16 protein-coding genes and 3 pseudogenes are annotated in these 13,429 nt (G+C 58.3%); 7 read left to right on the forward strand and 12 right to left on the reverse strand.

Annotated features, from left to right (window positions below; all coding sequences use genetic code 11):
* Positions 1–764, forward strand: a 764-nt coding sequence (locus ACQ5BM_RS17480) for an alpha/beta hydrolase (RefSeq protein ID WP_429813689.1), incomplete at its 5' end; no start/stop codon positions are given.
* Between the two features lie 55 nt (positions 765–819).
* Complete coding sequence (locus ACQ5BM_RS17485; RefSeq protein WP_429814442.1) at positions 820–1,566, forward strand: hypothetical protein; 747 nt, start codon at positions 820–822, stop codon at positions 1,564–1,566.
* A 238-nt stretch (positions 1,567–1,804) separates the two neighbouring features.
* Here the strand turns inward: ACQ5BM_RS17485 and ACQ5BM_RS17490 are convergent, their stop codons facing one another.
* The 3 genes from ACQ5BM_RS17490 to ACQ5BM_RS17500 form a co-directional block, all read right to left on the reverse strand.
* Positions 1,805–2,152: a hypothetical protein gene (locus ACQ5BM_RS17490; RefSeq protein ID WP_429813692.1), complete on the reverse strand. Its 348-nt coding sequence runs from the start codon at positions 2,150–2,152 to the stop codon at positions 1,805–1,807.
* Between the two features lie 399 nt (positions 2,153–2,551).
* A complete protein-coding gene (locus ACQ5BM_RS17495) occupies positions 2,552–3,232 on the reverse strand; it encodes a hypothetical protein (RefSeq protein ID WP_429813695.1) in 681 nt (226 codons plus the stop codon).
* Positions 3,233–3,401: 169 nt separating this feature from the next.
* On the reverse strand, positions 3,402–3,740 hold the full coding sequence (locus ACQ5BM_RS17500) for a hypothetical protein (protein ID WP_429813698.1): 339 nt from the start codon (positions 3,738–3,740) through the stop codon (positions 3,402–3,404).
* A gap of 514 nt (positions 3,741–4,254) precedes the next feature.
* Here ACQ5BM_RS17500 and ACQ5BM_RS17505 point away from each other — a divergent pair.
* Together ACQ5BM_RS17505 and ACQ5BM_RS17510 are read left to right on the forward strand one after the other, a co-directional pair.
* Positions 4,255–4,512 (forward strand): hypothetical protein, encoded by a 258-nt coding sequence (locus ACQ5BM_RS17505; protein WP_429813701.1) that lies wholly within the window; start codon positions 4,255–4,257, stop codon positions 4,510–4,512.
* A gap of 47 nt (positions 4,513–4,559) precedes the next feature.
* On the forward strand, positions 4,560–5,561 hold the full coding sequence (locus ACQ5BM_RS17510) for a DUF4105 domain-containing protein (RefSeq protein ID WP_429814445.1): 1,002 nt from the start codon (positions 4,560–4,562) through the stop codon (positions 5,559–5,561).
* Positions 5,562–5,701: 140 nt separating this feature from the next.
* On the opposite strand, the gene ACQ5BM_RS17515 is transcribed toward ACQ5BM_RS17510, so the two are convergent.
* The gene (locus tag ACQ5BM_RS17515; RefSeq protein ID WP_429813704.1) at positions 5,702–6,577 is read right to left on the reverse strand and encodes a sigma-70 family RNA polymerase sigma factor; all 876 of its coding nucleotides are present in this window, start codon (positions 6,575–6,577) and stop codon (positions 5,702–5,704) included.
* Between the two features lie 127 nt (positions 6,578–6,704).
* On the opposite strand from ACQ5BM_RS17515, the gene ACQ5BM_RS17520 reads away from it, so the two are divergent.
* Positions 6,705–7,106 (forward strand): VOC family protein, encoded by a 402-nt coding sequence (locus ACQ5BM_RS17520; protein ID WP_429813707.1) that lies wholly within the window; start codon positions 6,705–6,707, stop codon positions 7,104–7,106.
* A 197-nt stretch (positions 7,107–7,303) separates the two neighbouring features.
* On the opposite strand, the pseudogene ACQ5BM_RS17525 reads toward ACQ5BM_RS17520, so the two are convergent.
* The 3 genes and pseudogenes from ACQ5BM_RS17525 to ACQ5BM_RS17535 all read right to left on the reverse strand — a co-directional run.
* Positions 7,304–7,537: pseudogene (locus ACQ5BM_RS17525) on the reverse strand (LysR substrate-binding domain-containing protein); the annotation flags it as partial.
* Positions 7,538–7,643: 106 nt separating this feature from the next.
* Positions 7,644–8,678, reverse strand: a complete 1,035-nt coding sequence (locus tag ACQ5BM_RS17530) for an AraC family transcriptional regulator ligand-binding domain-containing protein (protein WP_429813710.1) — start codon at positions 8,676–8,678, stop codon at positions 7,644–7,646.
* 179 nt (positions 8,679–8,857) lie between these two features.
* Positions 8,858–9,664: a transporter gene (locus ACQ5BM_RS17535; RefSeq protein ID WP_429813712.1), complete on the reverse strand. Its 807-nt coding sequence runs from the start codon at positions 9,662–9,664 to the stop codon at positions 8,858–8,860.
* A gap of 661 nt (positions 9,665–10,325) precedes the next feature.
* Here ACQ5BM_RS17535 and ACQ5BM_RS17540 point away from each other — a divergent pair.
* A complete protein-coding gene (locus ACQ5BM_RS17540; RefSeq protein ID WP_429813715.1) occupies positions 10,326–10,934 on the forward strand; it encodes a hypothetical protein in 609 nt (202 codons plus the stop codon).
* Positions 10,925–11,257 (forward strand): hypothetical protein, encoded by a 333-nt coding sequence (locus tag ACQ5BM_RS17545; protein ID WP_429814481.1) that lies wholly within the window; start codon positions 10,925–10,927, stop codon positions 11,255–11,257. The genes ACQ5BM_RS17540 and ACQ5BM_RS17545 overlap by 10 nt, the downstream gene beginning before the upstream one ends.
* On the opposite strand, the gene tnpB is transcribed toward ACQ5BM_RS17545, so the two are convergent.
* From tnpB to ACQ5BM_RS17570, 5 genes and pseudogenes are all read right to left on the reverse strand, one after another.
* Positions 11,175–11,510 carry an IS66 family insertion sequence element accessory protein TnpB gene (gene tnpB, locus ACQ5BM_RS17550; RefSeq protein WP_429813718.1) on the reverse strand — a complete coding sequence of 112 codons (336 nt, stop codon included), beginning with the start codon at positions 11,508–11,510 and terminating at the stop codon, positions 11,175–11,177. The genes ACQ5BM_RS17545 and tnpB overlap by 83 nt on opposite strands.
* Positions 11,471–11,812 carry an IS66-like element accessory protein TnpA gene (gene tnpA / locus ACQ5BM_RS17555; RefSeq protein ID WP_429813721.1) on the reverse strand — a complete coding sequence of 114 codons (342 nt, stop codon included), beginning with the start codon at positions 11,810–11,812 and terminating at the stop codon, positions 11,471–11,473. The genes tnpB and tnpA overlap by 40 nt, the downstream gene beginning before the upstream one ends.
* A gap of 473 nt (positions 11,813–12,285) precedes the next feature.
* Positions 12,286–12,456, reverse strand: a pseudogene (locus ACQ5BM_RS17560) (two pore domain potassium channel family protein); the annotation flags it as partial.
* A gap of 213 nt (positions 12,457–12,669) precedes the next feature.
* A pseudogene (locus tag ACQ5BM_RS17565) lies at positions 12,670–12,864 on the reverse strand (ATP-binding protein); the annotation flags it as partial.
* Positions 12,865–12,878: 14 nt separating this feature from the next.
* Positions 12,879–13,412 carry a hypothetical protein gene (locus ACQ5BM_RS17570; protein WP_429813723.1) on the reverse strand — a complete coding sequence of 178 codons (534 nt, stop codon included), beginning with the start codon at positions 13,410–13,412 and terminating at the stop codon, positions 12,879–12,881.
* Positions 13,413–13,429 lie beyond the last annotated feature (17 nt).

Genomic DNA, 13,429 nt, shown 5'->3' on the forward strand with positions numbered 1-13,429 from the left:
ATGACCGTGAAAGCACCAACTATACCCGCAATGCGCTGGAATCGCTGTTCCAATATCTGGCTGCGGATAAGCAGGTGAAAGACGTCTCAATCCTTGCGCATTCCATGGGGAACTGGCTGACATTGGAGGCGCTTCGCCAAATGGCCATCCGTAATGGACGCCTACCGGCAAAGTTCAAAAACGTGATGCTCGCGGCGCCTGACGTCGACGTCGATGTGTTCCGCTCACAGATCGAAGACATGGGCAATCAGCACCCGCGGTTCACCCTCTTCGTATCGCAGGACGACCGGGCGCTCGCTTTCTCGCGCAGGGTTTGGGGGGACATCCCCCGGCTGGGATCGATCGATCCGGAGCAGGCCCCTTATAAGCAAGAGTTGGCGGACCATGACATCACCGTCATTGATCTGACCAAGGTGAAGGCCGGGGATAGCATGCACCATGGCAAGTTCGCAGAATCGCCGCAGGTGGTCCAGCTAATCGGCGCCCGGATATCAGAGGGCCAGACGTTGACCGACAGCAAGATGGGTCTTGGGGATCATCTTATCGCTGGAACGACCGGGGTGGCGGCAGCAGCGGGCAGCGCTGCGGGCCTGATCCTCGCTGCACCGGTTGCCGCTGTCGATCAAGCGACACGCGAAAACTACGCTCACCATGTGAACGAGTTAGCCGGCCCGTCGGGCAGCAAGCCAGCGAACGCCGCCAAGGAGTGTGTTTCAAATCAGAGCTTGGAGCGCGCTCCCACATGTCGCTCGCACGAAAAATGAGGATCAGCCTATGAACTGCTATATCAATCTCGGCCTGGCGGCAGCAATCGTGACAATGGTTGGCGGGAACGCGCTTGCCGCCGACGTTTCCCCTCTTCTCACGAAAGGTCAGCAAACGGTCGAAGGCCCGAGCGGATGGTCGTTTTCCGTTGCACCGTATTTTTGGATGGCAGGGCTGTCCGGTGAAACGAAGCAGTTCGGGCTGCCGACGGTGGAAATGGATGCAGACTTCGGGGACATTCTCAGCAATCTCGATTTCGCCTTTATGGCTGCAGGCGAGGCTCGCAACGGTCCCTTTAGCGTTATCGGCGACATTATGTACACGAAGCTTGGAGCCGACGGCGACACGCCCGACGGGATCCTGGCAACCGGCGTCGATGTGACTTCGCAGACATTCTCCGGCCTATTGGGCGTTGGATACGCAGTCATCGATGCGCCGCAGGGGCATTTGGACCTCGTTGGCGGGGTTCGGATCTGGTCGGTTGAAACCACGATCCGCTTCAACGGTGGCATTCTGGGCGGCATTGAACGGAACGATGATGCCACCTGGCTTGATGGCATAGTCGGATTGCGCGGCAAATATTCCCTGACCCCGCAAGTATATCTGACGGGATGGGGACTGGTGGGTGGAGGCGGCGCCGACATCGATTGGGATGTCGCGCTGGGCATCGGCTATGAGTTCAACGATCGAATATCGGCGATCGCCGGCTATCGTGCACTGGGTGTCGACTACGATGACGATGGCTTCCTGTTTGATACGGTCCAGCAGGGCCCAATCCTCGGGCTCACCGTAAAATTCTAGGCTTATCGCTTTTAATCTTATATCCGACCGCCTCGGCATCGACACGGGATCAGGTTGCCATTGGCATTCCGCATAGCATCTAGCGGCAGTGGCGTCGGTGTCGGCGGCCCTGCATGTCCGTGCAATCCTTAGGCCGATAAATGTGGAGCGTCGGAGGATTAGCGCGGAAATTGCTTATGGAATGAGAATGAAGCGGGACGCGCTATGTTCCGTATCCCGCTTCATCGGCATGGGACGCTTAGCGAACGTAGATCGTCAGTCCGCCGTCGGTGGCCTGTTCGGCGCCGCCGATATTTTCTATCTCGACATTTTGCGCCTTCAACTGTTCCGCAAGCGGCTTGTTGGCTTCGATCGCCGTGACCAGGGCTTTACGTTGTTCCGGCGTCGCGTTTTCCACCCACAAGCGGGTCTGATTCTGTTCTGCCAGCGTGCTGATCTGAACGACGTTGACTTTATCGCCCTTGAATTCACTCACCGACTTTTCGATATTGGCCGGCCAGTTCATTTCGGCCTGAGCATAAGCTATTCCGCCAAAGCTCAAGGCGGACAGGGCGGCGATCACGGAAAACATTGCAATGCGTTTCATTGTCATGCTCCTCTCTTGGGTTGCGCTCGTGGCCCAAGCGGCAACGAAACGCGGGGTTACCGGCCTGTCCCGTCACGACCGCACGGGCCGGAACGGCGCCGGATGGCTATATTTTGTTGAGGCGGTGCAAATACGGCCCCGGGGTGGTGGTCGAAAGATGACCGCCCTCGCGAACCATGCCTTTGCGTCGGAAGTCGCGTGTGCCCCTATGCCGGAAGGCTGCTCATGCGCGCCTCTCGTGTCCTCTCATGGATCGAGCCTCGCAGCCTTTCTTCGTCGCAGGTTCTAATACCGGCGCGTCAGGCAAGAATGGCCCTGCCAAGGCATGCAAAGGCGCGGATCTCGCGAAGCCATTCCCTTGTATACGATTGGTGTTGGCTCATGCCGCAACGCGCGCTCCTAGTAGCAGGGCGGCTGGGGATAGTAGCCACAGGCCGCAGGAGCGTAGTAGCGACGCTCGGCAGCCGCCGCGCCGATCGCAGCCCCGGCCACTACGCCTGCACCGTAATAGGCTCCCGGGTGCGCATACCACCCCCCGCGCCAGACCGGGGCACGACCACCAACCGCTACCCCGCCATACGGGCCTCGAGCAGCAAACCAGTCGATAAACAGCGATGCCGGGCCGTCCGCCCCAGCCAGATCACCTTCCAGGATGGCAACGTCGAAAGTCAGATTGTCGCCCTCGAGCTTGGGCGTCTTCAAGACGACCACGGCATCGGCGACCGAATCGCCTTTGCTACTCAGGACTGAAATTGTTGCATTAGGAGGGTCCTTGGCGAAGCTGTCCGTTCCCTCACCCCATTGCTTGATGAACTCGGAGGTCAGGACGTGACCTGCAGATCGCACCGGCCGATCGGCGAAGACGATCGAATTGGCGGTGACGCCGGACATAGTGAGCTTGCCGTTTTCGAGTTTTGCTCCCGCAGAATTGAGAACGGCAAGAGACGGTACCATTTGCGATTTTGTCGCGCCGATCGTCTTCTGCGCCGGCGCTGACATGGCGTCCTGTGCGAACGTTGGCGCCGTGGATAGCAGGCCCGCCGCCAGAGCGACGAGGCATATTCCGGATAATTTGTTCATCTGTATCACTCCCGTCTTGTCCCGGTTGGCCCTATTGCAGGAGCCCCAGATTGATTATCAGTGCGCACCTATTGTCAGCTGACACGAAATGGCCGGAATCGGTCGACCACTCTGCGCGTTCATCATCCAACTGCCTCCTGTCGCGTGATCTGAAAGATGGTTTCTCGGATTAGTATGGCTTTGCGAAAGGCCCCTTGCCGAACCTTTCCAGTTCCCGCTCGATGTCGATAAGGATGCTGTCTATGAGTTCCTGATACTCGGCGATCCGCTGTTGCCGACCGGAAGATGTGGAGCGCCGCCATCGTTCCTTCTCCTCGTTGGCTAAGGCGAAATCGTCACAGAGGTCGCGGAAGGCCTCACATTGGGCGGCGAGTTCCTCAATCGCCTGGGCGCTCGTGTTGAAGTAGCTCGTTACGAATTCAACACCCTTTCCCATTTGGTCTATCCGTTTGTGAGAGGCCTGATCCTCAGGGAAGGACGCCGCCAAATCCCGCTGCTTTTCCATCATCGTGAGCGCTGGCAGAGAAGGCGCAAGGTACGTAACTGTAACCTACGGGAGCACGACACGTTTTACTCGCGCAAGGTGTGGTTTGTGATTGGTGCGGCAATCGGGCAATGCAGGCTCGAGTCCTGTCCGGGCCCACCAAACAGAACTGTTCGATGTTGATTGACCGACGGGTTAGCCAGCAACTTCGCGTCGGACATGCAAGGGTTCAATCCCAGACGATTTTCTGCTGGCGGGAGCCGTATAAACTCTCGCTGTCGGTGTTCGGGCAAAATCTTGCTTGTGCGCGTTACCTTCACGAGGTGGGCTTCGAAGAGTGACGGCAGCTTACGACCATCATTCAGCACCTTGATGCAGCTGAAACGCGGCTGTGCAGAACGTAACTGTTACGTACTTCAGTAACTCCGTATATCCGGCATTATGCCGACGAGGAGCAGCTTTGGGGAAATCCTGCGGCAGTTAAGCTGCTCATGAAATGGGCCAATCGAGTACTTGAATTTAACGAGAGGAGTCGGACATGAGCAAAATGACCCCCCTGTTTAGCCCCTTGTTGGTTGGAATGTTCCCGTCAAGTCTGCCTAATATCTCGTGGGCGACGGACCAGGCACAACAACGTCGTGCCGGACGTGACGTCAAGCAAGAGACGCGACAGGGTGCGCGCGAGACAAAGCAGGATTGTCGCGCGGCGAATGAAACGAGCAACGCAGCGTGCCGCCAGGATAAGCGACAGACCAAACAAACCGGCCGACAGACAGCGCGGGACATCAAGTATTGAGCGGTCCTGGGGCAAACACGCAAAAGAGTGGCTGGAGCCGCTGGTCCCTGGCCGTTCTAACCCTTCCACCGGCAATTCTACTCGTCTTGGCCGCTGCATGGGCTTCGCTTGCATTGTGGTACCGCCTTCCCGTTTCGGAGGTCACAAGAGGCTTTGTCGCCGGGCTATTTGCGCTTGTCGGGCTTTTGACGGTCGCCGCGCTGTTTGGCCGCTGGCGTTTCAAAGCCCTCCTGGCATTCGCAGTTGCGTTCGCGGTTGTCTTGATGTGGTGGCGGACGATCAAACCCGCCGAAAACGCATCCTGGGCACCCGATGTCGCACGACAGGTCACAGGCAAATTTGACGGCGACCTGCTGACACTGACCAATGTTCGGAACTTCGAATGGCACAGCAGCACGGAATTCGTCGAGCAGTGGACCACGCGGACCTACGACACGAGGAAGCTCAAAACGGTCGATCTGTTCATGTCCTACTGGGCGGGGCCAGAGATCGCCCACGTCATCTTCAGTTTCGGATTTGAGGACGGCGAGCAACTCCCGTGGTCGATCGAAGTCCGTCGGCGGGCCGGCGGCGCGTTCTCGCCGCTTGCAGATTTGTTCAAGAGCAATCCTCTGGTCATCATCGCAGCTGACGAACGGGACGTGGTGGGCGTCCGTTCAAACTTCCGCGGCGAGGATGTTCAAATCTATCGCCTGAAAGCGTCGCCTGACCAAGCACGTGCGCTTCTGCGCGAGTATGTTGCAGACGCCAATGCGCTTGCTAGAACGCCCCAATTCTACAACTCTCTTACGACCAACTGCACGACCACGGTCGTCAAGATGATGCGCGTTGTAGGAGACACGGTCCCGTTCGACTGGCGTCTCATCGTCAACGGGTATCTTCCCAACTACGCTTATGATCGGGGGGCGGTGGATACGTCAGTGTCACTCGCAGAACTCAGAAATGCCAGTCATATCGACCAGCGTGCGCGGGAGGACGGATTGTCGCCGAACTTCTCGAAGGCGATACGACTTGGCGTGCCTTCGCCAGTGCCGCAGGACTCGCCCTGAAGAGGGCGGACGAACGATCAAGCCGCATCAACTATCCGTGGAAAGGGCCGATTCCGGGAGTTAACGGCTGTTGGAGCAGCGCCTTCGCACGGCATGGCACGGTCTGCCCTGAACGAAGGGCGTGGACGCTTGCAGCCGCTTCAATCCGGCAGCAGTGCCAGTTCGAGCCGTGCGACGCTCTCCGGATCTGCGATCGCCCAAATCCCAGTGATCCTTTCATTGTTGCACGAGAGACGGAGGACGATGCGCTGGCGTTCGTTGGGAGCTATGACGAGGCCAAAACCCCCATCCACAAACACCGGCAATGCACTACGCGCGCGACCTTTAAAAGCCTCTGCCACCGCCACTGCGCCGCGGATCTCAGGAACTGAACCTTGGCGCATAGCTTCATTGTCAGCCCGGAAAGCGACGTCCGGATCAAGCACCGCAACAAGTGCATCGAAGTCGCCGTTTTGCGCAGCGGCGAGAAAGGCTTCGACAAGACGCCGTTGCTTGGCGCGATTGGCGTTGGACGCTATGGGTGAACCCCGTACGCAACGACGGGCCCGGCTTGCGAGCTGGCGAGTTGCTTCCGTGGAACGGCCGACAATGGGAGCAATCTCACCGTACGGTACGGCAAATACATCGTGCAGCACAAACGCGACCCGCTCAGCCGGGGCGAGCTTCTCGAGAACCACAAACAGAGCTAGGCCAACAGAATCCGCTGCGGATATCTGATCCTCCGGACTTCTGCCAGCTTCGCGTGTGCCGATAGGATCAGCATCGATTTTGTCGAGTGGTTCCTCACGCCGCGCCTTGCGTGATCGCAGAATATCGAGGCAGATTCGAGCTGTGACCGTGGTTAGCCAACCGCCCGGGTTCGAGATGTCCCCTGCCTCCGTCTGGGATAGGCGCAGCCACGTTTCTTGCACCGCGTCCTCTGCCTCGTTCAACGAACCGAGCATGCGGCAGGCAACCGCGCGCAGTCGGGGGCGATTGGTCTCGAACTGTTCGAGCGAGATCTTTTTTGCTTCCATCGGTCACATTTCCTTCGTTGGCTCCGTCATGAGCATGACGAACGAAACCTGGCGGATGTGACAGCGGTCGTTTCCGGCGGTGGCGTCGTCTCATTCAAACGCCGGTGCTCGCACGGAGCAGAGAGGTATGACTATGTTCAGCAAAATCATGTTCGCCGCCTTGTTTGTAACAGATCAAGAAAAGTCGCTCGACTTCTACACGAGCAACTTCGGGTTCGAGAAGGTGGCGGATAACCCCGGGCCGGAGGGCCGTTTCCTGGTGATAAGCTATAGAGGTCAGGGATGGCCGATCCTGCTTTGGCCCGGCACGGGAGGCCGCGCAGCTTCCGAGGAGGACAAAATGGGCACGATCTTTGTTGAAACAGACGACCTTCGGAAAGACTTCGCCGAGCTCAAGGCGCGCGGCATCAGGTTCGTCGAGCCTGAGCCCGAGGACTACGCCTATGGCGTGCGGGTGACGGCCCTGGATCCTGATGACAACCGGATTGCTCTGCGGCAACAGAGAAGCCCACGATCGCTCGGGAAATAGCGAGCCGAACGAGCCGGCGCGGCATCGGCAAGGAAACTCTTGTCAGCCGCGCCTGCGACTATGCGATAGAGCTTGGCGAATCGCTCCTATTGATGGGTGTTAAGCAGCACCGAAAGTGCTCAATTGAAGAGACGCAAATCAAGCCGCTCCGCTTGGGTGAGGGGTGCCAACAGTCGCGATCAGACACCCTCCTCCCCTCACCTGCCCGGCCGTGCCAGCGACCGGGCAATGTCGATGATGTCGTCGCGAGACGCTGTCGGATCTTCCTTGCTCCGGGCAACACCCAGCCCGATCTTGAGATCGACGCCACGGACGGGCCTGAGCTCGAAACCACGGTTCGGCAGATCCTTCGTCCATTCCGGCGCAAAGCCAATGCCGAGGCCGGCCGAGACCAGCGACACCAGCGAGAAGGTGTCGTCACAACTGTAGGCGTGAAAAAGAGAGCCGCCGAAAGCATTGATCAGTCTCGAAGGCACTTGAAATTTCTCAGATTTTTTAACTACATCGATGATGCCTGATATCGCCTCGATCTCGTTGCTAGGACGTCGCGGGGACGGGCCTTTTCGCCCGGAATTCACGCGGCCCCCAGCCCGTGGCCTTTCGAAAGGCGCGGGTGAACCCCGCCGGGGAGGAATAACCCAGATCCTCGGAAATGCTGGTAATCGACAGACGGCTGTATTCAAGAAGTTCGATTGCGCGCTGGGCCCTCACTGCGTTTGTCAGGCTCCGAAAATCGGTATTGGTTGCATTGAGCTCTCGTTGAAGCGTTCTCACGCTCGTGGCCATAGACCGGGCGATCTCGTCGATCATGATGTTGCCGGCGAGAAGATGGGCACGGATTTGCTCGAACGTGACATCGAGTATGCTTTGCGGGGCGCCGCCCGCCCGATCACGTGCGACATCCGCTATCGTTACGATGGAAGAAAATGTGCGCTTCGTTGCAGTCATTAGACGATGACGTTCGGCGACCACAGTCACCGTTGGAGCATTGAAAATCACCGGGCATTGAAAGACATCTTCAAAAACAGAGGTTCCCGAAGGCTTCGGAATGTCGAGCTCCACTCGAACCGGTCGCCAATTCGACGGCAGAAATGCCTTAAAAACGCTCAATAATTCCCCGGCTGCAGCGGCGGCGACGGCCGCATAGCTTGGAGCACCTGCCAAAGCAAAGCCATAGCTATATCGAACCTCGTCGCCGCACGTGGAAACGAAAAGGCGATCCTGGGTGCTATGATAGTGGAGAGCGGCAATGCTGCGTTTGATGGCCTTGTCCAGAGTTTCCGCCTCAAAAATGTAGCGCCCGAAACTGCCGTATGTGGCGACACTCATCGTAGGAGCAAGCAGAAGACCAAGATTGGGTTCGCCCGCCGCCTTTACGATCGCATCGACAAAACTCACCACCGCGTGGTGCGGAATGAAAAAATTTCGCCCCTCGATCAACTCGGCGTCGAAACCAGCCGCTCGATTGGCGCGGGCCAGGGCTTTCTCGCCGATCTCGTCGCGTACGAAGGCGGGCAGGCCATGGAGGACATGGCTAGAAATGACAGGAACCGCGACTATGTGCTCCCCCAAGCATTTAGCGTCGTGAGTACCCGTAATACATGTTCATCTAGCGCGACACAACCAGCACCAACGCATGGGCGGATAATTTCATATAATTGATAAAAACTGTGGCAATCCGATTGTTCGCGTAGACATTTAGTATGCTTCACATTGATCGATGCGGTTTCATCTTTCGGGAGATCGTCACTTCATTTCGGGAAGAGAAGCGTGAGGCCCGCTCTGACCCCCCAGCCTTCAGGGCCGCCCTCGGGGCTCTGCGCCCAATAGCGTACGCCTGCCGTAAGACTGACCGGAGCCTTATCGATTTTGACGATTTTTGAAACGGTGAAGTTGATCGGAACCGACCATTCGTCGGCTTCCCAGTTAAAGCTACTTTCGGTGTTCAGAGTAAACGTCCAGGCGTCGTGCGTAGTGTAGGACACAAAAGGCTGCATGAAGGTCGAGCTTACATCCGCTCTGTCGCTCTCGCCGGCGAACGACCAAATGTGGTTTGCGAGCATGCCCACGGTCCACCCGTCGAACTGCTTGAGGGCGACGCCGGTTGGACCGGCGCCCCACTTGCCCGTACCGAGCATCGGATCGGTCGCCGTCGGGATAAGGAAAGCCGGTCCGACACCCCAAACGATGCCACCGGCCCCGGGTTCCTTGGGGGAGAAGAACAGGCTTTGCGTAATATCGCCCAGGCCGAACTGGTCACCGGTCGGACCTGTGATATCCGTCTGCGACGCAACCGGTAGGATGGTGCGCGATATCAGGTTCCAATCCTCGTTAAGGGAAAAGGGGATGACCGGCTGAATATTGACGTAGGCCTTATGACCATCCGAAGGACCATATCCGGAGTCATAGTTGAATTGAAACGGAACGCTGATCAATGAAGCGATCGGGTTCGACAGTTTCTTTGCAAGATCCTGTGCATCGTCATCGCCGCGAACGTTCGAGACGCAGATTACGCTCGAGACGATTGAGAGAGAAGCGATGCGGATTGCGGATTTCATTTCGTCTACCCTCTATGTCATAAGCTGTGGTTCGCCGCCGCCTGAAACGAGGTGCCGGTAAACAAGCACTTCTAAAAAATCTACCCGAAAGCTGTCGGTTCGGCGTCCGGTTCGAGGCACAGGTCCGGAACCGCCATTCAGCCCCACGCGCGTAAACGGCGACACTTGCTTACTGAGGCAGGCGGCCAATCCTGAAGCGCAACGGCATTTTTCCGGCCCGAAGCTCACGATCGGCGTAATCCTGCAACAGCGCCACCCAAGCGTCTTACCCTTTTGCGCCAATGCACCGTTGTTATGCCCCCGAAAACCTCGACCTCGAAGTTCTCCTGCTGGGGCGCTCCGTGGCGTTGGAGATTTCCGGCGCTTTAAGCGGATTTGGCGCCAAAGGGTAAGTTTCGGCGCGTGCGTCGCAATATTGATTTGGCTCAACTGCCAGCGTGTGATTGGACTCACCTGCAGTGAGGATGAGGTTGCTCGCGATCCCGTCGGAATATGATTGTGCGAACGTGCGCATACCGCGTCCTCGTTCGATTGATAGCGGATCGTGTCGCTTTGATCTTCGAGAGCTGGGTTTCCCCTGAGCGCGTGGACAATCGGTTTGATGACAACTCTTCGGACGGAAGGACCGGCATCCATGCGATTGATGTGCGCTCGGTTTTTGATGGCAGCCCTCGGAGGCTTCTATGGTTCCGTCGGTGCGGGACAAGCTCAGGATGCTATTTCCGCCCCCGGCGCGAAGCAGATCGGCGTCGCAAAGACCCAGATGGAGCCCTCCCTGATTGTGCTGAATTCGCACGGCGCCACGCTCGTCGGCGGACGGCTCGTTCTTTCCGGTGTTTCTCCGAATTCCATCGTTTTCGCCGATCGGCCGGTCCGGGCTGCCGGGCATGTGCTCACGGCGCATCTCTTGGCGGAATGGGCAACCGGCACAGATAGCTTTGCAAAGGATTCCCCGAACGCGACGGTCTCGGTCCTTGGCAAGGACGGCACATCCGTCGTTGATGCCGTGGTTACGCTGAAAACTCCGAAGCTCGACGGCGAGAAGCTGACATTCGACGTCGATGTCCTCGAGGGAAGTCTTGACGGTGGCGATGGCTCCGCTTCGGTCTTCATCGACATCATCGGAATGCCTTTCACTCCTCTGTCCTATGCAGGCGTTGCCCGACGTACGGCCTATCGCGGGGCTTGGTATGCAAGTGCGGCAGCCGGAGCGGCTGCGGCCTACGATCGCGCGCGCTGCGGTTTCTACCCCTATCCGCCTTGTTACTGATCGAAACCGCGCAGGCGCGAAACGGAGCATTCAATGAAAGCATTCTTAAGGCCATCTGCATTGCTGCGGCCCTCTTCTCCAGCCAGGCAATGGCAGCTGACTTGTCCGGACCGTCATCGCATGTCGGGGCTGCAGTCGAGGACGGGTGGTCCTACAGGGTCACGCCTTATTTCTGGGCCGCAGCTCTCTCCGGCAAGACGGCCCAGTTCGGTCTTCCAACGGTCGATATCGACGCGAGCTTCAGCGACATTTTCGATAATCTCGATTTCGACGGAATGCTGATGGGTGAAGCTCGCAATGGGTCAATTCTTCGGTTCGCTTGACACGAGCCGCTTCGCATACAGCGATAGGCCCGATCCCATCATGCCAAAGGGCCTTTATCAGTCGGCCGCTGCGACCGCGAAAGACGAAGACGTCACCCTTAAACGGATCGCGGCCGAGGCCCTCCTGCACCAGCAGTGCCAGACCCTGCATGCCCTTGCGCATGTCGCAGTGACCGCTCGCGATCCACACCCGCACCCCGGAACTGATCGGGATCATTTGAGTGCTCGCATGACCGCGGCTGCCAGCTCGCATGGCGCTGCTGCGCCAATCCTCACCTTCACGCCACTCGGGAAGTCCACGCACACGGCCGGCTCACCCGCGTCACCATTGTTCGGAACGTCAACGAGCTTGGCCGGGACGAACGCCGGACCGGCTTTCTGCGCCAAAGCTTGCCATCGCCAAGTATAGATCAGCCCAGTCGCAACATCGAAGCGGCGTGCGACTTCGCAAACCACCGCACTCGGCGCGAAAGCCTCGGCCAGTATCTGGGCGCGATCTTCCAACGACCATCGCCGACGCCGCTCCGGCCCCGTCAGCAAAACTGCATGTCCCATGCTCAATGCACTCTTAAGTCCACTCTTAAGAGCGCAGACTCACAGGAGGCGCTGAACTTCGCAAGGCGGTTCACACCGGAGGGATACCGAGTCCCCACAGATCGTCCAGTTGATCGGCACGCGCCTATCGACCGGCCTGACGCTGACCGACAGCCGGTCGGACTGAGCGACACGATCCGGCGATGGGCGTTAGCGACGCCTTGCAAAGAGTGCCGGCAATCTTCGGCAAGCGCCCGACGCCTAGTCAGAGCATTGTTCGATGCCGTGGCGCTCGACGGCACGGCCGTGATGCGCATCCTGGCATTCCGAACTGCGAGCCGCAGTCATGCGAACCTGGAAGCATACCGCCCGCCTTCAGGCCGCCTGAAGGCAATGATGGTGACCCAAAGCGTCAGGTTTACAGTGTCCTCTGGCGTGCCAGCCGTGGGCGTTTCAAACCTCGGCGTGGCCTAATACCGCGCCATAAACATTGGTCATGGCTGCGAGTCCTGCTGTTCAACTCGCTCCCGTCGTGCCCTGGACAAATCGAATTTGCTGAAATCCGTCATAATGCTGACCAGAACGCTCCCGGTCCAACCGAAGGTGAACAAACCAGACATCGCAATAATCGGCCCAACCAGACGCCACCGATCCGGGAGAGAAACGAAAGCGTGACAACCGCGGGATAGCTGGTGCCCGGGCCGGCGCGCATGTTTACCCCGGTGACCGTGACGGCCGATGTAGCCGCGGCCGCGCCGGTGGCGCTCATCGCCGCGAGCAAGATTGCCAGGCTGGCAACGATGGCCGCCGCTAGTGGTTTGATGCATTTCATGAGATTTATCCTGATTGGGAGTGCGGTGTATTAGACCAGTCATCTTGTCATCGCCGAAGACGCTGGCCCATTCGTTGAAGCGCAGGTTCGTGGTGATGATGACAGGGGTCCGCTCGCAGAGCCTGCTAAGCAGATGGAAGAGGCGTCCCCCGGCGGATATGATGGCAGCGCTGTGCGGACAGCCCCAAAACTGCAAGGCGTCAGGCGGGAGCGCTGTCGATGCACTGTCGCCTGACGGCATCCCAGTCAGACCCGTCAACCTGGCGTTTGTTCGGCGAGGCACTTGCGGCCCGCTGCCATTGCCTTGTAGGTCCCCCTCAGATCGACGACAAAGGCACCCGCGGTTTGCGGAAACACTGTCATCGTATATTTTTTCGCCACGTCGCGCTTAAAGTCCGGGTTGTCTGTCAAAATGTAACCGCCGGAATATCCACCTTTTAGTTGGCCATTCGTGGTGGTTACGACGCCGTTGTAGAGATGGCCGTCGATATCGACGAAGATTTCCTTAAGTCCATTCTGGACACCGATATCTACCTGTGTGAACACGCCGAGATACCCGACCGACTGGTCTGCGGCTACGCCCATTTGCACCGAACCCGGGCCGAATGAGCTTACAATCAAGCAGTCTCCCCGTGTCTTGTTTGCGTAGACGGTCCAGCCCTCGATGTCGTCCCCATATCTGATAAGCGTGTCGCTAGCCAGCGGAAGCGGACTTTGTTGCGCGCAAACTGCTGTCGCGAACGAAACCGCCACTGCGGTTGCTGCGATAAGCGTCATAAAATTCCGCATTTATATGCCTCCGGATT

Origin of the sequence: Ensifer sp. B1-9 (assembly GCF_050474445.1) — a bacterium.
Taxonomy (GTDB): Bacteria; Pseudomonadota; Alphaproteobacteria; order Rhizobiales; family Rhizobiaceae; genus Ensifer.